At 73.8% G+C, this 17,693-nt stretch carries 19 protein-coding genes; 6 read left to right on the top strand and 13 right to left on the bottom strand.

Features of this window, described 5'->3' with window-relative positions; all coding sequences use genetic code 11:
- Nucleotides 1-265 precede the first annotated feature (265 nt).
- Complete coding sequence (locus ABZ564_RS28805; RefSeq protein WP_360862027.1) at nt 266-1,564, top strand: aldolase/citrate lyase family protein; 1,299 nt, start codon at nt 266-268, stop codon at nt 1,562-1,564.
- A gap of 8 nt (nt 1,565-1,572) precedes the next feature.
- Here the strand turns inward: ABZ564_RS28805 and ABZ564_RS28810 are convergent, their stop codons facing one another.
- Nucleotides 1,573-2,601: a LacI family DNA-binding transcriptional regulator gene (locus tag ABZ564_RS28810; RefSeq protein ID WP_360862029.1), complete on the bottom strand. Its 1,029-nt coding sequence runs from the start codon at nt 2,599-2,601 to the stop codon at nt 1,573-1,575.
- A 260-nt stretch (nt 2,602-2,861) separates the two neighbouring features.
- Here ABZ564_RS28810 and ABZ564_RS28815 point away from each other — a divergent pair, with 260 nt between their 5' ends.
- A complete protein-coding gene (locus ABZ564_RS28815) occupies nt 2,862-3,821 on the top strand; it encodes an ROK family protein (RefSeq protein WP_360862031.1) in 960 nt (319 codons plus the stop codon).
- 385 nt (nt 3,822-4,206) lie between these two features.
- On the opposite strand, the gene ABZ564_RS28820 is transcribed toward ABZ564_RS28815, so the two are convergent.
- Nucleotides 4,207-4,467, bottom strand: coding sequence for an excalibur calcium-binding domain-containing protein (locus ABZ564_RS28820; protein WP_360862033.1), 261 nt, complete (start codon nt 4,465-4,467; stop codon nt 4,207-4,209).
- A gap of 397 nt (nt 4,468-4,864) precedes the next feature.
- On the opposite strand from ABZ564_RS28820, the gene ABZ564_RS28825 reads away from it, so the two are divergent.
- Together ABZ564_RS28825 and ABZ564_RS28830 are read left to right on the top strand one after the other, a co-directional pair.
- Nucleotides 4,865-5,131: a hypothetical protein gene (locus ABZ564_RS28825; protein WP_018550894.1), complete on the top strand. Its 267-nt coding sequence runs from the start codon at nt 4,865-4,867 to the stop codon at nt 5,129-5,131.
- A 175-nt stretch (nt 5,132-5,306) separates the two neighbouring features.
- The gene (locus ABZ564_RS28830; protein ID WP_360862035.1) at nt 5,307-6,344 is read left to right on the top strand and encodes an NUDIX domain-containing protein; all 1,038 of its coding nucleotides are present in this window, start codon (nt 5,307-5,309) and stop codon (nt 6,342-6,344) included.
- Here the strand turns inward: ABZ564_RS28830 and ABZ564_RS28835 are convergent.
- On the bottom strand, nt 6,303-7,013 hold the full coding sequence (locus ABZ564_RS28835; protein WP_360862037.1) for an MBL fold metallo-hydrolase: 711 nt from the start codon (nt 7,011-7,013) through the stop codon (nt 6,303-6,305). The genes ABZ564_RS28830 and ABZ564_RS28835 overlap by 42 nt on opposite strands.
- A 90-nt stretch (nt 7,014-7,103) precedes the next feature.
- A complete protein-coding gene (locus ABZ564_RS28840; RefSeq protein WP_360862039.1) occupies nt 7,104-8,468 on the bottom strand; it encodes a dipeptidase in 1,365 nt (454 codons plus the stop codon).
- Between the two features lie 184 nt (nt 8,469-8,652).
- Between ABZ564_RS28840 and ABZ564_RS28845 the strand changes: the two genes are divergently transcribed.
- The gene (locus ABZ564_RS28845) at nt 8,653-9,867 is read left to right on the top strand and encodes a geranylgeranyl reductase family protein (protein ID WP_360862041.1); all 1,215 of its coding nucleotides are present in this window, start codon (nt 8,653-8,655) and stop codon (nt 9,865-9,867) included.
- Nucleotides 9,868-10,132: 265 nt separating this feature from the next.
- Here ABZ564_RS28845 and ABZ564_RS28850 read toward each other — a convergent pair whose 3' ends face one another.
- The 3 genes from ABZ564_RS28850 to ABZ564_RS28860 all read right to left on the bottom strand — a co-directional run bounded on the left by ABZ564_RS28850 (nt 10,133) and on the right by ABZ564_RS28860 (nt 12,579).
- Nucleotides 10,133-10,888: a maleylpyruvate isomerase family mycothiol-dependent enzyme gene (locus ABZ564_RS28850; RefSeq protein WP_360862043.1), complete on the bottom strand. Its 756-nt coding sequence runs from the start codon at nt 10,886-10,888 to the stop codon at nt 10,133-10,135.
- Between the two features lie 20 nt (nt 10,889-10,908).
- Nucleotides 10,909-11,256, bottom strand: coding sequence for a hypothetical protein (locus ABZ564_RS28855; protein WP_360862045.1), 348 nt, complete (start codon nt 11,254-11,256; stop codon nt 10,909-10,911).
- A gap of 93 nt (nt 11,257-11,349) precedes the next feature.
- Entirely contained in the window at nt 11,350-12,579 is a 1,230-nt protein-coding gene (locus ABZ564_RS28860; protein WP_360862047.1) for an MFS transporter, read from the bottom strand.
- Nucleotides 12,580-12,733: 154 nt separating this feature from the next.
- Here ABZ564_RS28860 and ABZ564_RS28865 point away from each other — a divergent pair, with 154 nt between their 5' ends.
- Nucleotides 12,734-13,948 (top strand): ROK family protein, encoded by a 1,215-nt coding sequence (locus ABZ564_RS28865; RefSeq protein WP_360862049.1) that lies wholly within the window; start codon nt 12,734-12,736, stop codon nt 13,946-13,948.
- An 87-nt stretch (nt 13,949-14,035) separates the two neighbouring features.
- Here the strand turns inward: ABZ564_RS28865 and ABZ564_RS28870 are convergent, their stop codons facing one another.
- The 6 genes from ABZ564_RS28870 to ABZ564_RS28895 form a co-directional block, all read right to left on the bottom strand.
- Nucleotides 14,036-14,941, bottom strand: a complete 906-nt coding sequence (locus ABZ564_RS28870; RefSeq protein ID WP_360862051.1) for an amidohydrolase family protein — start codon at nt 14,939-14,941, stop codon at nt 14,036-14,038.
- Nucleotides 14,935-15,516: a DUF4865 family protein gene (locus tag ABZ564_RS28875; protein WP_360862053.1), complete on the bottom strand. Its 582-nt coding sequence runs from the start codon at nt 15,514-15,516 to the stop codon at nt 14,935-14,937. Before ABZ564_RS28875 ends, ABZ564_RS28870 begins: the two co-directional genes overlap by 7 nt.
- Nucleotides 15,517-15,527: 11 nt before the next feature.
- Nucleotides 15,528-15,926, bottom strand: a complete 399-nt coding sequence (locus tag ABZ564_RS28880; protein WP_360862055.1) for a cupin domain-containing protein — start codon at nt 15,924-15,926, stop codon at nt 15,528-15,530.
- Between the two features lie 29 nt (nt 15,927-15,955).
- The gene (locus ABZ564_RS28885) at nt 15,956-16,516 is read right to left on the bottom strand and encodes a TetR/AcrR family transcriptional regulator (RefSeq protein ID WP_360862057.1); all 561 of its coding nucleotides are present in this window, start codon (nt 16,514-16,516) and stop codon (nt 15,956-15,958) included.
- A gap of 94 nt (nt 16,517-16,610) precedes the next feature.
- Complete coding sequence (locus ABZ564_RS28890; RefSeq protein ID WP_360862059.1) at nt 16,611-17,129, bottom strand: ATP-binding protein; 519 nt, start codon at nt 17,127-17,129, stop codon at nt 16,611-16,613.
- A gap of 184 nt (nt 17,130-17,313) precedes the next feature.
- Nucleotides 17,314-17,655 (bottom strand): hypothetical protein, encoded by a 342-nt coding sequence (locus ABZ564_RS28895; protein ID WP_360862061.1) that lies wholly within the window; start codon nt 17,653-17,655, stop codon nt 17,314-17,316.
- Nucleotides 17,656-17,693 lie beyond the last annotated feature (38 nt).

A 17,693-nucleotide genomic window follows, 5' to 3' on the forward strand; every position in this document is an offset into this window, starting at 1 on the left:
CCCCGATCTTCGACCTCGTCGACTACGGCGTCGTCGGCGACCTCTTCGACGTCGTCCCCCAGCTCACCGAGGAGATCAACACCCGCAAGGGCTGATCCCCGGACAGCACGCACGAGCAACGGCCCGGGGCCGCACGGTGAACGCACCGTGCGGCCCCGCGGCGTTTCCAGGCACCGTTGACTCGGATGCGACAGCCTTATAACTTCACTATGCGGATTGTTGTTTCCGGGAAGCGGAAAGCGTCGGAGTGTGGAGGGTGCGGACGATGGGTCAGCAGGAGAAGGTGGCGACGAGCCTCGCCGGTGCGGTCGGCGACGGGATCAGCGCGTCCCTCGCGGCGGTGGACGCCGAACTCGCCCGCCGGTACCCGGGCGACCCCGGCACCCGCCAGCCGGTGCACACGGTCTACGTACCGGGCGACACCTTCACGGCCGGCACCCTGCGCACCTGGGGCGACGAGGCCCTGAAGGCGCTCGACGAGCACGCCCCCGACGCAGCGGCCCTCGCCGGAGTCCTCGGCATCCCGGACGAGCTGGCCGGGCCCGTTCACGACCGGGTGCGCGCCAAGCTGGAGCGCGAGCCGGTCGAGGACCTCAGGATCGACTTCGAGGACGGCTACGGGCCCCGTTCCGACGCCGAGGAGGACGAGGCGGCGGCCCGTGCGGCCCGGCTCGTCTCGGAGGCGTACGCCCAGGGCACGGCCGCACCGTACACGGGCATCCGGATGAAGTGCATGGAGGCGGCCGTCCGGGACCGGGGCATCCGCACCACGGACGTCTTCCTCACCGGCCTCATGCGGGCGGGCGGGCTTCCCGAAGGGCTCGTCCTCACCCTGCCGAAGGTCACGTACCCCGAACAGGTCGCCGCCTTCGTCCAGCTTCTCGAAGCCTTCGAGCAGGCGCACGGGCTGCCGGCCGGGCGCCTCGGCTTCGAGATCCAGATCGAGACCAGCCAGTCCATCCTCGCCGCCGACGGCACCGCCGCGGTGGCCCGCATGATCGACGCGGCGGGCGGCCGGGCCACGGGTCTGCACTACGGAACGTTCGACTACAGCGCCTGCGTCGGCGTCAGTGCCGCGTACCAGGCGAGCGACCACCCGGCCGCCGACCACGCCAAGGCCGTCATGCAGGTCGCCGCCGCGGGCACCGGCGTACGCGTCTGCGACGGCTCCACCAATGTCCTGCCCGTCGGTCCCACCCCGCAGGTCCACGAGGCGTGGCGGCTGCACTACGGCCTCACCCGGCGCGCCCTGGCCCGCGCCTACTACCAGGGCTGGGACATGCACCCGGGCCACCTCCCGACCCGGTACGCGGCCGTCTACACGTTCTACCGCGAGGGCCTGGAGCAGGCCGTCACCCGGCTCGCCGCGTACGTGTCCAAGACCGGCGGGGACGTGATGGACGAACCGGCCACCGCCAAGGCGCTCAGCGGCTACCTGCTGCGCGGCATCGACTGCGGCGCCCTGGACGCCGAGGAGGTGACGAAGCCGACCGGGCTGACCCGCGCGGACCTCGACGCCTTCGCCTCCCCCCGGCGCGGCACCCTCACGGTCACCGCGCCCTGAGGGGTTGTTCAGGCCGGGGGGATCTCACCCGACCCGCGGGCGATCAGCCGGGTCGGGAGTTCCACGCGGGCCGGGGGGTGGTCGGCCCCGTCGAGGCGCCGGAAGAGGTGCTCGGCGGCGGTACGGCCCACCGCCGCCGCGTCCTGGGAGATCACGGTGATGCCGAGCAGGTCCGCCAGCTCGATGTCGTCGAAGCCGACCAGGGCGGCCGGCCGTTCCCGGCCCGCCAGGACGCGCACCGCGGTCACCGTCACCCGGTTGTTGCCGGAGAAGAGCGCCGTCACGGGCTCCGGCCCCCCGAGCATCGCCTCGGCGGCGGCGCGGACCCGGTCGGCGTCCGTGGGGCCGAGCGACACCCAGGAGTCCTCGACGGTTATCCCGGCCTCCGCCATCGCCGCGTGGTAGCCGCGCAGGCGCTCGGTCGCGGTGTGGATGCGCGGCTGGTCGCCGATGAAGCCGATCCGGCGGTGTCCGTGCGCGATCAGATGGGCGACGCCCTCGCGGGCCCCGCCGAAGCTGTCCGAGAGCACCATGTCCGCCTCGATCCGCCCGGCCGGGCGGTCCACGAAGACGGTCGCCACCCCCGCCTTGATCTCCGGCTCCAGATAGCGGTGGTCGTCGGCGGCCGGGATCACGATCAGCCCGTCGACCCGGCGCGCGCACAGGGCGAGGACCAGTTCCTGCTCGCGCTCCGGGTCCTCGGCGCTGGACCCGTTGATCAGCAGGGCGCCGTGCGCGCGGGCCACCTCCTCCACCGCGCGGCTCAGCGGCCCGTAGAAGGGGTCCGCGAGGTCCTCTAGGACGAGGCCGATCGAGGCGGTCCTGCCCTTGCGCAGCACCCGCGCGCTGTCGTTGCGGCGGAAGCCCAGCGCGTCGATCGCCTCCTGCACCCGGCGCTCGGTGTCGGGGGTGACCCCGGGCTCGCTGTTGACCACGCGCGAGACCGTCTTCAGGCCCACCCCGGCCCGGGCGGCCACGTCCTTCATGGTCGGCCGGTTGCCGTAACGGGGCTCGGGATGACGGGCGGTCTCGGCCACGGTGCGCTGTCCTGTCGTCGGTGCGGGCGGTGCGGGCGGTGCGGGCGGTGCGGGCGGTGCGGGCGGTGCGGGCGGTGCGGGCGGTGCGGGCGGTGCGGGCGGTGCGGGCGGTGCGGGCGGGCCGCGGCTGCCGCCGCGCAGGCTCCCGGAGGGTGTGGCGTCGAGCATAGAGCCTGGACAACGTTGTCAAGGGGATGGAGACTGGGCAGACTGTTCACCTGAGCCGCAGGTCCCGTCCCTCACCACCCGGAGCCATACCGATGCATACCGACCTCGTCGCCGCCCTTGACATCGGGGGCACCAAGATCGCCGGCGCGTTGGTGGACCGGGACGGCACCCTCGTCGCACGTGCCCAGCGCCCGACGCCCGCGCGGGAGAGCGGCGAGCGGGTCATGGAGGCGGTCGGCGGCGTCCTGGCCGACCTGGCCGAGTCGCCGCGCTGGAGCGACGCGACGGCCGTCGGGATCGGCAGCGCGGGCCCGGTGGACGCCGCCGAGGGCACGGTCAGCCCGGTCAACGTGCCCGGCTGGCGGGGCTTCCCGCTGGTCGAGCGGGTCGCCGACGCCGCCGGCGGCCTTCCCGTCACGCTGGTCGGCGACGGAGTCGCGATCACCGCCGCGGAGCACTGGCTCGGTGCGGCGCGCGGCCATGACAACGCGCTGTGCATGGTCGTCTCGACCGGGGTCGGCGGCGGGCTCGTCCTCGGCGGCGCCCTGCATCCCGGACCCAGCGGGAACGCCGGCCACATCGGGCACATCAGCGTGGACCTCGACGGCGACCTCTGCCCGTGCGGGGCGCGCGGCTGCGTCGAGCGCATCGCGAGCGGCCCCAACATCGCGCGCCGCGCGCTGGACGCCGGCTGGCGGCCCGGCCCGGACGGGGACGCGACCGCGGCGGGCGTCGCGGCGGCGGCGCGGGCCGGCGACCCGGTCGCCCTGGCCTCCTTCGAGCGCGCCGCGCAGGCCCTGGCCGCGGGGATCGCCGCGACGGCGACCCTGGTCGAGATCGACATCGCGGTGATCGGCGGCGGAGTGGCCGGCGCGGGCGACCTGCTGTTCGCGCCGCTGCGCACCGCGCTGCGCCGGTACGCCACGCTCTCCTTCGTCCAGCAGCTGACCGTGGTGCCCGCGGTCATGGGCAACGACGCGGGTCTGGTGGGCGCGGCGGCCGCCGCCCTCGCCACGCGGACGGGCATGGACGAGGGCGTACCGGCACACTGAAACCGCGCCGGTACGGCCGCTGCCGGGCGGGCACGCCCCCTGCAGCGGGTACCGCGCCACGGGCGCGCGCACGAATCCGGAGCCCTCGCCGCGTCCTCGCCCGCCGTTGACCGCGCCACGGGCGCACGACCCGGTCCCCGGGCCGGCCCTTTCACGGCCGGCCCGGGGACCGTTCAGCAGGTGATCCGCAGGGCCCTCGGTCCGCGTGGTCCAGGTCGACGCCGTCGCCGCCCTCGGTCGGCCCACCTCGCACATGCCCGTCGCGCTCTCGCTCACCCCGGTCTGATTCATCGCCCGGCTCGTCCTGCCTCGCCGGACGCGCACCGGGATCCGGCAAGGGGTGACGGAGCGCCGGCGGAACAACCGGGCGCCCCGTCACCACGCCCTACTCGCAGGCGACTCCGTCCCCGTCGCGGTCGAGGTGACGGCCGAACCCCGGGTCGCCCCGGTGGACGGGGGCCGCGCCGGCCGCGCGGACGGCGGTGCAGTTCGCGTAGTACGCCGAGCCGCCGCCCGAACCCGACTCGGCCGAACCGGAGTCGTCCGAGGTGCCGGCGGGGGCGTCGGGCGCGACGGTGACCTTGACGGTCTTCGTCTTCGTGACGGTCGGCACCGCCTCGGGACTCGCGGTGACGGTCCCGGTCACGGCGGGCTCCGGCGCGGGCGTGACCGAGACCGTGGCCGTGACGGTCGGCGCGGGTGAGGACTTCGCCGCGGTCTCGGTCCGGTCCGTTCCGGAGTCCTCGCCCAGCGGGGCGTGCCCCCTTCCGGGCTCCCGGCGCCGGCCGGGCCGTACGGGGCGGGCTGCGGCGGCGGCCCCCAAGGCGGCGGCTGCGGTGACGGGTTGTGCGACATGGGCCCCCAGAAGGCGTGTGGAGGGACGACCGTGGCCAGGGCGCCGAACGTGCGGGAGGCCAGGGCGCCGAACGTGCGGGAGGCCAATCCTCCGCCAGTGATGGAGTTGTGACCGGAATGTGAAGCCGATGGCCCGCCGCGGTCCGCGCACCCCCGCCGATGTCAGTGGCGGGTGCGATCCTGCTCGCATGGACGAGATCATGCGACGGCGGGTGTACGGCGCCGACCACGACGACCCCGACCCGGGCCCCCGGCCGGGGCGCGAGTACCGCGAACTGGTGGGCGGACCGCTCGACGGCCTGCTGCTGGACGTGACGGGGTGGACGCCGGTGGCCCTCGCGGACGGCTCCGCCCTGGTCACCGAGATCGGCGCCTACGGGCCGGGCGGCCGGGCCGAGTACGGGCCGCGCGCGGACGAGCCGGGCAAGTGGGACTGGCGGGGCGATACGCCGTAGACCGTGTCCGAAAGTCCCGGCGCACCCCCGACGGACCGGCGGGGTTTTTCGGACACGGCCCGGCCCCCTCGGGGGCGCTCGCCGTCCCGTACGCGCAACGCATCCCCTCGGGCGTGTTTCCGCGGGAGGGTGTTGCGGGCAAGCCACAGGGGGCTGCTACGGAAGAGGGGGAACCGTGATCGTCTGGATCAACGGTGCGTTCGGCGCCGGCAAGACCAGCGCCGCGCGTGAACTGATCGATCTGATCCCGAACAGCACCTTGTACGACCCGGAACTCACCGGGACGGGGCTGCGGAACCTGCTGCCCCAGAAGAAGCTCGCCGAGGTGACCGACTTCCAGGACCTGCCGATCTGGCGACGCCTCGTGGTGGACACCGCCGCCGCGCTGCTCGCCGAGCTCGGCGGGGTGCTGGTGGTGCCGATGACGCTGCTGCGACAGGAGTACCGCGACGAGATATTCGGTGGCCTGGCCGCCCGGCGCATATCGGTGCGCCATGTACTGCTCTCACCTGAGGAAACGATCCTGCGCGAGCGCATCGCCCACCGGGCCGAGTTCCCCGGTGACGCGCAGGAGGTGGACCCGACCGGCCGCTGGGCGTACGACCGCATCGAACCGTACCGCTCGGCCCTCGGCTGGATCACCGGGGACGCCCACACCATCGACAACAGCGCGCTCACCCCGCGCGAGACGGCCGAGCGCATCGCGGAGGCCGTACGCACCGAAGCCGCTCCGGCCTGCGAGATCGTCCAGACACCCGAGCCGACCGCGGAGACCGTCGCCGCCGGGGTGCTGCTCTTCGACGAGCACGACCGGTTCCTGCTCGTCGATCCCACCTACAAACCCGGCTGGGAGTTCCCCGGCGGCGTGGTGGAGGCCGGCGAGGCCCCCGCGCAGGCCGGCATCCGGGAAGTGGCCGAGGAGATCGGCATCCAGCTCGAACGGGTGCCCAAGCTGCTCGTCATCGACTGGGAGGCGCCCGAACCCCCCGGGTACGGAGGTCTGCGGCTCCTCTTCGACGGCGGACTGCTGCCCCGGGCGGACGCCGAACGGCTGCTCCTCCCCGGCTCCGAACTGCGCGGCTGGCGGTTCGTCACCGAGGCGGAGGCGGCCACTCTGCTGCCGCCCACCCGCTACGAACGGCTGTGCTGGGCGCTGCGGGCCCGTGAACGCTCAGCCGTGCTCAACCTGGAGGCCGGCGTCCCCGTCGGCTGAGGCCCGCAGCACCGCGGCGGCGTCCTCGGTGAGGGGGTCGCCGTGACCGAAGCAGACCGTGGCCGGTTCCAGCGCGGCCAGCCGCCGGAACGAGGCCACGGCCTGCTCCCGGTCGATGTTGAAGACGCCCAGCATCACCTGCCCCACCCCGGCCACGCAGTCGCCCGTGAACAGCACGCCGTGGCCGGGCAGATGCAGGCCGATGGAGCCGGGCGTGTGCCCGGGGGAGTGGACCACCCGCGCCCCGCCCCCGAACGGCAGCACCGCCCCGTCGGACAGCTCGGTGTCGACCCGGGTCGGGGGAGCCGGGGGAACGGTCAGCGCGTGCGCGTACAGCGGGCGTTCCCAGTCCAGGAGCACCGGCTCGCCGACCTCCTCCTCGCCCCGGATCACCGGCGCGTCCAGCCGGTGCGCGAGGATCTCGGCACCATGGCGGTCGGCCAGCTCCTGGGCGGCGCCGTAGTGGTCCCGGTGGCCGTGGGTGATGACGATGCGGGCGATGTCGGCGGGTTCGCGGCCGAGGCGCCGCACCGCCTCCTCGATGGCGGGCGCGGCGTTCACGTCGCCCGCGTCGATCAGGGTCAGCTCCGTCCCGTCGCGCCAGAGGTACGCCTGGCCGATCGGGAAGCGGAACATGTGCAACCGCGGAAGCACCTCGACGAGATCCATGCGGCGAACGTACGCGGCCGCGACCGGCCGCCGCACGGATCTACGCTGTCGGCGAGCTTCGCTCAACGCGTAGCCCTGGCCCGGTGAGGCTCAGAGTGCCTTCGACGCCGCGTAGTTGCGCAGGAACAGCGCCTCGGTCACGGACAGCCGCTCCAGTTCCTCGGGCGACACGCTCTCGTTCACCGCGTGGATCTGCGCCTCCGGCTCGCTCAGGCCGATCAGCAGGATCTCCGCGTCCGGGTACAGCTCGGCCAGCGTGTTGCAGAGCGGGATCGAGCCGCCCATGCCCGAGGACTGCATCTCCTGGCCGGGGTACGCGACCCGCATGGCGTCGGCCATCGCGGTGTAGGCCGGGCTCGTGATGTCCGCGCGGAACGGCTGCCCCTGGCCGACCTGCTCGACCGAGACCCGCGCGCCCCACGGGGCGTGCGCGAGCAGGTGCGCGGTCAGCAGCTTCGTCGCCTCGTCCGCGTTCTGGCCCGGCGGCACCCGGAGGCTGATCTGCGCACGGGCGCTCGCCTGCACGGAGGGCGTCGCACCGACCACGGCGGGGCAGTCGATGCCGATCACGGTGACGGCGGGCCGGGCCCAGATCCGGTCGGCGACCGTACCGGTGCCGATGAGCCCGACCCCGTCGAGGACCTTGGCGTCCTTGCGGAACTCCTCCTCCGGGTACTGCAGACCGTCCCACTCCGTGTCCGCGGTCAGACCGTCGACGGTCGTCGAACCGTCCTCGGCGCGCAGCGAGGCGAGCAGCTGGATCATCGCGGCGAGCGCGTCGGGCGCGGCACCGCCGAACTGCCCGGAGTGGAGGTTGCCCTCGAGCGTGTCGAGCTGGACCCGCAGCATCGTCATGCCGCGCAGCGTCGAGGTCACGGTCGGCAGCCCCACCCGGAAGTTGCCGGTGTCACCGATCACGATGGTGTCGGCGGCGAGCAGGCCGGGGTGCGCCTCGGCGTACCGCTCCAGACCACCGGTGCCCTGCTCCTCCGAACCCTCCACGATCACCTTGACCGAGACGGGAACCCCGCCGTCCGCCTTGAGGGCGCGCAGCGCGAGCAGATGCATGATGAAGCCGCCCTTGCAGTCGGCCGTGCCCCGGCCGAACCAGCGGCCGTCACGCTCCGTCAGCTCGAACGGCGGGGAGAGCCAGGCGGACTCGTCGAGCGGCGGCTGCACGTCGTAGTGCGCGTAGAGCAGCACGGTCGGCGCCCCCGCCGGGCCGGGCAGGAAACCGTAGACGGACTGGGTACCGTCCGGGGTGTCGAGCAGGGCGACGTCCTGGAAGCCCTCGGTGCGCAGTGCGGCGGCCACCCACTCTGCGGCACCCTCGCACTCGCTCTTCGGGAAGACCGCGGGGTCCGCCACCGACTGGAAGGCCACCAGCTCGGCCAGCTCCGCCTTGGCGCGGGGCATCAACGAGGCGACGGTCTCGGAAATCGGATGGCCGGTCATGGGGCACGCTCCTGGTAGGTGCGACGTTATGTGTACGTTTCCGGGTACTCGCCCGCCTGGAGTGCGGCGTCGCGGGTACGTCGGAGACTCGGCCGATCCTCCCACAGCGGATCTCGGCCACAACGCGCCGTAGGATGCCGTGAGCAGCTTGGGCCACTGGTCGGATCGGGAGCAGAAGCACATCGTGAGCAGCGAGAACGCAGACGCCGGACATGAGCACGAAGAGTCGTCCGTGTGGGACGTCGTCGTAGTCGGCGCCGGACCGGCGGGAGCCTCCGCGGCATACGCGGCGGCCGTCGCCGGCCGTAAGGTACTGCTCCTGGAGAAGGCGGAGCTGCCCCGCTACAAGACGTGCGGCGGCGGCATCATCGGATACTCGCGCGACGCGTTGCCGCCCGGGTTCGAACTGCCCCTGCGGGACCGGATCCACGCGGTGACCTTCTCGCTCAACGGCCGGCTGGCGCGCACCCGCCGCTCCAAGAGGATGCTCTTCGGGCTCATCAACCGGCCGGAGTTCGACGCGGGCCTCGTCGAGCAGGCGCAGAAGGCCGGTGCCGAACTGCGCACCGGGGCGACCGTCTCGCGGGTGGAGCAGCACGGTGCCGCGGTGCCCGACCGGCGCACGGTCGCCGTCGTGCTGTCCGGCGGTGAGACGGTCCTCGCCCGTGCGGTGGTGGGCGCCGACGGCAGCGCCGGGCGGATAGGAGCCCATGTCGGGGTCAAGCTCGACCAGGTCGACCTCGGCCTGGAGTCGGAGATCCCGGTCCCGCCCACCGTCGCCGAGGACTGGGCGGGGCGCGTCCTCATCGACTGGGGCCCCATGCCGGGCAGTTACGGCTGGGTCTTCCCCAAGGGCGACACCCTGACGGTCGGTGTGATCTCCGCGCGCGGCGACGGGGCGGGCACCAAGCGGTACCTGGAGGACTTCGTCGCGCGGCTCGGCCTCGCCGGCTTCGAGCCGAAGATCTCCTCCGGCCATCTGACGCGCTGCCGCAGCGAGGACTCGCCGCTCTCGCGCGGCCGGGTGCTGGTGTGCGGGGACGCGGCCGGCCTGCTGGAGCCGTGGACCCGCGAGGGCATCTCGTTCGCGCTGCGTTCGGGACGGCTCGCCGGTGAGTGGGCGGTGCGCGTCGCGGAGGCGCACGACGCGGTGGACGCCCGCCGCCAGGCGCTCAACTACGCCTTCGCCATCAAGGCCGGGCTCGGCGTCGAGATGAGCGTGGGCCGGCGCATGCTGAAGCTGTTCGAGCGGCGGCCGGGGCTGCTGCACGCCGTGCTGACGGGCTTCCGTCCGGCGTGGAACGCCTTCGCGGGCATCACCCGCGGGACGACCTCGCTGGCCGAACTGGTCCGTTCGCACCCGCTGGCCCAGCGAGCGCTCTCGGCCCTGGACCGCTAGGCCCGGGCCCCCGGGGCCGACCGCACCCTCCGGTGCGGTCGGCCTTTCTCGGCGATCCGGAAGACGGGGTGTCCGGCCGGTTCAACCGGGTGGTGGCGGCCCGCGAGGTCTCCTTCCGCCAGGTCGTCACGGAACTGGCCCGCACGGTCGGCCTGCTGGGCGGGCGCGACTGGCTGCGGCGGACGTACGGCGGTGCGCGGGGCGGGCCGGCCCGCACGTCCACCGCACGGCCGCGCCCGCCCCGCCGAAACGTGCGGTCAGGGCGTCACGACCAGGTGATCGAGGAGTTGTCGCGCCACAGCCGGGCCAGGTCCTCGTCGCCCGTCACCGTGAGAGCCGTGAGCGGGAGCCGGTTCCACAGGGTGAGGTAGAGCGTCTCGGCCGGGGCGCTCAGCTCGCAGTCCACCACGAGCGCCTCGGCCGGCGTCTCCTCGCGCACCGCCCTCGGCGGCTCGGCGGACAGGCGTACCGTCCACACGGTGTCCGTGTCCGTGGTCCGGATCCGCAGCGTGCGCGGGGTCTCGGTGCGCACCCTGCTCTTCGGACGGGCGTGCATCCCCCGCAGCAGTTCGTCGATGCCGTCCAGGGCATGGGCGGCATCGACGGGGGAGAGGGCGCCGCCGCGCGCGGACTCGGCGTCCACCCGGTGGATCGTCGTCTCATGGGCCTGGCGCCGGGCCCAGAAGGCGAGCGGCGACGGGGCGGGGAGGAACGACCAGCACTCCACGTCGTGCGGCGCGTTCTCCAGTGCCTCCACCAGGAGTCGGTGACCCTCGCGGAAGTGGGCCAGCAGTTCCGGGCCGTCCAGCTCAGGTTCCCCGGCGTCGGGGACGTACGAGGTGTGTCCCTCGCGTACGAAGGCGGCGGCCCAGGCGTGCACCATCGAGGTGTGCCTGAGTAGATCGCGTACCCGCCAGTCGGGACAGGTCGGCACCGGCGCCCCGGGCCCGGCCTCGCCGGCCGCGTCCGCCAGGAGGCTGCCCTCGGCGGCCAGGGTCTGTATGTGTTCCGTGATCTTCATGGGCGGATTGTGCCAGGCGGTCAGGCGCCTTGGGGGCGGGTCGCGCGAGTACGACGGCCGCCGCCGCGCACGAACCGGCCGTGCGCCCGCGACTGCGCCGGCACGGACACCGTCAGTGCCGGGTACGTGAACCGGGCCGGCCCGAAGGACTTCGCCCCCGTCAGTGAGGCGGCGAACAGGAACACGAACACGGTCGGTGCCGCCGGCAGGAACAGCCGGACACCGGCGAACGAGGCGTCCTCGTGGGCGGCCGGCAGGGTGTCCACGGTGACGAACACGGCCGCCGCGACGACCGCCCCCGGGTAGAGCGGCGACGCGGCGTTCCCGACGGTGAGCCGTACGAGCGTGCGGACCGTCCGCTGGTTCATGACCGGCTTGCGCCTGGTGTGCTCCCCGTGGACGGCTGTGCCTCCATCGTGCGCGGGGGAATCGTTCCTGCCTGAGTACTCCTGCTCATTCGCTCAGCTGTGCGCTGCCTTGCGGGCCACGTATCCCAGGGCCGCCGCCGCACCGGCCAGCACCGCCACAGTGGTCAGGGCCGCCGGCAGCGAGAACCAGTCGGCCAGGAAACCGATCGCGGGCGGTCCGAGCAGCATGCCGCCGTAACCGAGCGTCGAGGCCGCGGCGACCCCGCCGGGACCGGCCAGCTCGCCGGCCCGGCCGACCGCCACCGGGAAGATGTTGGCGAGGCCGAGCCCGGTCACGGCGAAGCCGAGCAGGGCCAGCCAGGTCGTCGGGGCGAGCGACCCCAGGAGCATCCCGGCGGCCGCCGTGGCGCCGCCCGCCACCAGCGTGCGGGTCTGCCCGAGCCGTTCGAGGAGCGCGGTGCCGCTGAGCCGGCCGGCCGTCATGGCCAGCGCGAACAACGAGTAGCCGGCGGCGGCGACCCCGGGGCGGGCGTGCAGGTCCTGCTCCAGGTGCAGGGCGCCCCAGTCGGCCAGGGCGCCTTCGCCGTACGCGGTGCAGAGCGCGATGACGCCGAACAGCAGCACCACCTTGCGCGCCCGCCCGGACATGCGCTGGGCGGGCCGGGGCTGACCGGCGGGCGGGGCGTCGGCCGGCTCCGGGGCTTTCGGGGCTGGGTGGCGCAGCAGTTCCGGGCCCACGAGGGCGGTGACGACCAGTCCGATTCCGGTCAGGAAGAAGAGGTGCGCGGCAGGCGAGAGCCCGCCCGCGACGAGCCCGCCGAGGCCCGCCCCGATCATCCCGCCGAGGCTGAACGCGGCGTGGAAGCTGGGCATCACGGGGCGGCGCAGGGCGGCGACCAGGTCCACCGCCGCGCTGTTCATCGCCACGTTCATCCCGCCGTACGCGGCGCCGAAGACCAGGAGCACGAGCCCCAGCGCCAGGGCCGAGTGCGTCTGGGCGGGCAGTGCGATGCCGAGGGACAGGAGGACGCCGCAGACCACGGTCACCGCGTGGCTGCCGAACCGGTGGCAGAGCCGGCCGGTGAGCGTCATGGTGATCACCGCGCCGGCGGATACGCCGAGGAGTGCGAGGCCGAGGGTGGAGGCCGACGCGCCGGTCTGGTGCTTGATGGCCGGGATGCGGACCACCCAGCCGGCGAAGAGGAAACCGTCGAGGGCGAAGAACACGGTCAGCGCGGTACGGAGACGGGCCGGCGAGAGCGGCGCGGTGTTGCCGCCCGGTCCCCCCGGTAGTGCCGTCCGCAGTTTGTTTAGTTGCGGCACAAACTCAGCATAGGGGTGGCCGGTCAGCCGACGCAAGACCGGCGTCCCGCCCGGCCGCAAGGGGCGATCCATGGGCGCACCGGGGCGCCGCACCCTGGGCGAGGCGGCCACCACGGAGTCGGAGCCACCTCCGGACCATGGGAGACTCGCCCCCATGAACGGCAAGTTGACCACCGCCCGGACGAAGTTGGAGAGGGGCCGCAGCGCGCTCGGACCCGCCCTGGAACTGGTCCATACCGGACGCGCTCCCACCCGCGCCGTCCTCACCTCCGAGCTGGGGGTCACCCGGGCGACGGCGGGCGCGGTGGCCGCCGAACTGGAGGCGCTCGGCCTCATTCAGGTCGATTCCAGCCCAGGTTCGGCCGCGGGCTCTCAGGGCCGGCCCTCGCACCGGCTGGCCGTGCGGGAGTCCGGACCGGTGGCCGTCGCCGCCCAGGTGCACGCGGACGGCTTCCGTGCCGCGCTCGTCGGCCTCGGAGGCCGGCTCGTCGCGACCGCGCCCGGCGCCGTCACCATCACCGCCGACCCCGCCCAGGTCATCGGCGAGGTCGTGGACCACTGCGCACGGCTGCTGCGGGACAGCGGGCTGCGGTGCGTCGGGGCCGGGCTCGCGGTGCCGTCGGCGGTCGCCGAGCCGGACGGTACCGCCCTCAACCCGCTCCACATCGCCTGGCCCGCCGGCGCCCAGGTCCGCGAGATCTTCGCCACCTGCGTACGCGAAGCGGGCATCGGGGGACCGGCGTTCACCGGGAACGACGTCAACCTCGCCGCGCTCGCCGAACACCGGCACGGCGCCGGGCGTGAGGCCCGGCACCTGCTGTGCGTCGCCACCGGACACCGCGGCGTGGGCGGCGCCCTCGTCCTCGACGGCCGCCTGCACACCGGGAGTTCGGGCCTCGCCCTGGAGGTCGGCCACCTCACGGTCAACGCCGAGGGCCGCCCCTGCCACTGCGGGGGCCGCGGCTGCCTGGACGTCGAGACCGACCCGCTCGCCTTCCTCACCGCCGCCGGACGCACCCCCGGCCCCGAGGAGTCCCTGCTCAAGCAGTCCGGGGACCTGCTGCGCAACGAGTACGAGGACCCGGCGGTGCGCACCGCCGCCGAGGAGCTGATCGACCGGCTCGGCCTCGGCCTCGCCGGTCTCGTCAACATCCTCAACCCGGACCGGATCATCCTCGGCGGGCTGCACCGCGCACTGCTCGACGCCGACCCCGAGCGGCTGCGGGCGGTGGTGGCCGACCGCAGCCTGTGGGGGCGCAGCGGAAGCGTGCCGATCCTGCCCTGCACCCTCGACCACAACAGCCTGGTCGGGGCGGCGGAACTGGCCTGGCAGCCGGTCCTGGACGACCCGCTGGGGGCACTGGTCTGAGGGGGAGCCCGGTGCGGGGCCGGGGCGTGCCGGCCGGAGCGGACCGGGTGCGGCCTCGGACACCCCGCACCGGCAACGCGTACGGCCTCAAGCGCCCCGCGCCGGAGCCGCGAACGCGAACGCCCGCGCCGGGTTGCCGACCAGCACCGCCTCCATCGCGTCGGCGCCCAGCGCCTTCTGCAGCCGGGGCCGCAGGCGGCGCAGCAGATACGGCATACCGGGCGTCTCCGGCACCGTGGTGTCACCGCCCAGCAGCAACTGCCCGCCGAACCCGGCGCCGGCCAGCTCCGCCAGCTCCCCGGGCAGCCGCCAGTCCGTCGCGTGGTGGGCCCGCGAGGGCCCGTCGAACGCCAGGAACGCTCCCGCCCGCGCCGCCTCCAGCTGGGCCGCACCGTCCGGAGAGCGGCCGAGATGGCCGAGGATCACCCGGTGCGGGGGGACGTCCAACTCCCCGCACAGCAGCTCCAGGACGTCGAGTGCGGCAGTGCCCAGCTCCAGGTGGACGGCGATCGGCGCCCCCGTGCGGTGATGGGCCTCGGCCGCCGCGGTCATGGTGAGCCGGGCGTGCGCGTCCACGGCGTGGAAGGCGCCGGCCACCTTGATCAGACCGGCCCGCACCCCCGTGGAGCCGATGCCCTCGGTCAGCTCGGCCACGAACAGCGCGGCGAGATCCTCCCTGATCCGGTCCAGCAGTTCCGGCGGGTAGTGCGCCGCCTGGTGCAGCCCCGTCGCAGCCACCACATGCGTGCCCGTCGCGCGGGACAGCTCCGCCAGCGCGTCCGCTCCGCGGCCCATGCCGTGCGGTGTCCACTGCACCACCGCCCGGCCGCCCGACGCGTGGAAGGCCCGCAGCCGCTCGGCCGCCGCCCCGGGGTCGTCCAGCTCCTGGCCCGGCAGCACGGGACTGCGCAGGAAGAGGTGGTCGTGGGCGTCGCAGACCCCCAGTGCGCCGGGCGGGATGTCGCCGAGGACGGTGCGGACCGCCGCTACCACTGGCGTCCCTCCCCGAGCCGGCCCTGCTCGGGGCTGCTCAGGTGGAGCACCTGGTAGCGCTCGCCCGGCGCCTTCGGGGCGGGGTGGTCCCAGAGCGTGAAGCGGAGGAGTTCCCAGTGGCGGGGATCGGCCGCCAGCGCCGTGGCGACCACGCCGGGGGCCTCGGCGAGCCGCCGGCTCTCCTCCAGCGCGGCCTCCACCGCGTCCGCCGGGGCGACCGACGAGGGCACGGGCGAGCGGTGGCGGGTGGCCGTGCGGGGGAGCGCGCCCCTCGCGGGGCCCCGCTCGTACGAAAGGCCGGTCCAGTGCCGCACCACGGGCCGGCCGAAGTCCTGGACCACGCCCTGGAATCCGGCGCCCCACAGGAAGGCGTTCATGCCCTCGGGCCGGGTCCACAGGTAGAACGGGGCGTACTGGTTGACCGGGGAGGCCTCGCCCCGCTCACGTATCAGATACGCCTTGAGCCCGAGTCCGGGGAAGTCGTCCAGGAGGTGGCCCCTGGTGGCGACCCGGTGGCGGATGACGCCCATGTCGTAGTCGGCGGGCAGGGTGATCTCGTACTGCATGGCGTGCAACGAAGGGCTCCTCAGGATGCCGGGTAGCCGGCGACGCGGGCGTCGGTGTGCCAGTGGGTCGTGCTGCCGTCCTCGGTGGCCTCGACGACGGCCAGATGAGTCATGAACGTGCGCGGCGACGCCCCGTGCCAGTGCCACTCGTCCGGCTCGATCCATAGGGTGTCGCCCGCCCGGATCGTCTCGACCGGGCCGCCCCTGCGCTGCGCCAGGCCCTCGCCCTCGGTGACGTGCAGGACCTGGCCGTGCGGGTGGGTGTGCCAGGAGGTGTGGCCGCCCGGTGCGAAGTGCACGCTGAACATCCGCAGCCGGGAGGGCGGTTCGGGGGCGGCCAGTTCGTCGAGCCACACGGTGCCGTTGAAGTGGGCGGACGGGCCGGGCCGGGTGTCGGGGTGGTTCCTGGTGATACGCATGTGCGGCTGCTCCTGAAGGGGGTGGTGGGTCAGGCGGGCGGGGTGAGGAGGGCGAGCAGCCCGCGGACGCCCGCGTCGAAGGCGTCCGTCGATCCCACGGCGCGGGCCAGCACATAGCCGCCCTGCACCGTCGCGACGATCGACGCCGCGATGTCCTCGGGCACGAGTCCGGGAGCGAACTCGCCCCCCTCGACGCCCTCCCGGACGATGGCGGCGAGCCTGCCTCGCAGCCAGGTGATCGTCTCGTCCACCGGCTCCCGCAGCTCGTCGCTCGCGATGATCTCCGGGTCCATCGTCAGCCGCCCCACCGGGCAGCCGCGCAGCACGTCGCGCTCGCGCAGCAGGTAGGCCGAGATCCGCTCGTACGCCGAGCCGGGCGCGTCGAGCGCCCGTCCCGCGGTCTCCTGCATCTCGTCGGCCGTACGGCGGATGGCGGTGAGGGCCAGGTCCGGCTTGCCGGTGAAGTGGTGGTACATGCTGCCCTGGCCCACCGCGGCATGCTGCTGGATGGCCTTGGGGCTCGTGCCCACGTAACCGCGCTCCCACAGGAGTTCCCGAGTGGCTTCGATCAGACGCTCCTGAGTGCTCATACGAGAAGTGTACATACTAGTAGGTACAGAATGGGGTTCGCTGCCGCGCGCACGGAAGCGGGGCACCCCTGGGGGATGCCCCGCTCCTGCGGTGTCAGCCCACCGCGGCCGACCGTGCCGTCGAGGGCGGTGAACCCTCCAGATGCTTCAGCCCGCTCAGGTCGAACGGCCCGTCGGTCGTCGCCCCGTACACCATGCGCGACGGCCGGGTGAGGGGGGCGGGGGTGGGAAGCGTGAACCACACGACCTTTCCCGCCCCGCCCCGGGGGCAGACGCCCCAGCTCTGGCTGACCGCGGCGATCAGTGCGAGCCCGCGCCCCGACGTGCTGGAGTCGTCGGCCTCGCGCACGGTCGGCAGCCGTGGATCGTGGTCGTGGACGGACACCGTGAGCCGTTCGAGCAGCAACTCCATCTCGACGGTGCATGACTTGTCCGGCTGCGCGTGCCGGTGGACGTTGGTGAGGAGCTCGGTGACGCCCAGCGCTGTCTGGTCGATCAGGGAATCGAGATGCCAGTAGCGCAGTTGCGCCGAGATGATTCTGCGGACCTGACCGATCCGCGACGGCAGGGCCTGGAGCTCCACCGTGCAGTGCCTGCTTGGCTCGCTGATCACGGCTGCGACTCCCCGAAATAGGTCCGGAAGAAGACGAAGGGACGGATCCAGCACATGGCTTGCTGCTGAGTCCGGGCCGGCGGCCTGGATCACAGTGTCACCGCCGGTACACCATGAGTGACGTGACTCCAATGTCGCTCAGGGCGTACGGCTCCGCAACTCGCGGTGCCCCCACCTCGCACCCTCAGGTCCGCCGCCCTCCCGCGCTGTACAGCGCCTCCAGGAACTGGTGCGAGGGCGTCGCGTCACCGGGTTTTCCGTCCGGCCGCCGCATCGTCAGCCGGTACCTCGTCCCGTTGACCCGCGCCACCGCGGCGTCCGCCCCCGCGAACCACGCTCTGCCCGCGCTCACCGTGCCCACCGGCGCGCTGTCGATTTCCCGCCCGTAACTCGTCAGGAGGGCCACCCGGCCGTCCTTCACGGTCACCTGCCCCGCCCTGGTGACCGAGCGCGCCCACCGGTCGATGCGTACGCCGGTCGCGCTGAACTCCGTCACGCCCGTCGCGCTGAACTCCGTTTCCGACATGGCCCCTTCGCCCCCTTCGACATGCCTCTGAGACGAAG

It is taken from the genome of Streptomyces sp. NPDC019224 (assembly GCF_040632605.1).
In the GTDB taxonomy this organism is placed as follows: Bacteria; Actinomycetota; Actinomycetes; order Streptomycetales; family Streptomycetaceae; genus Streptomyces.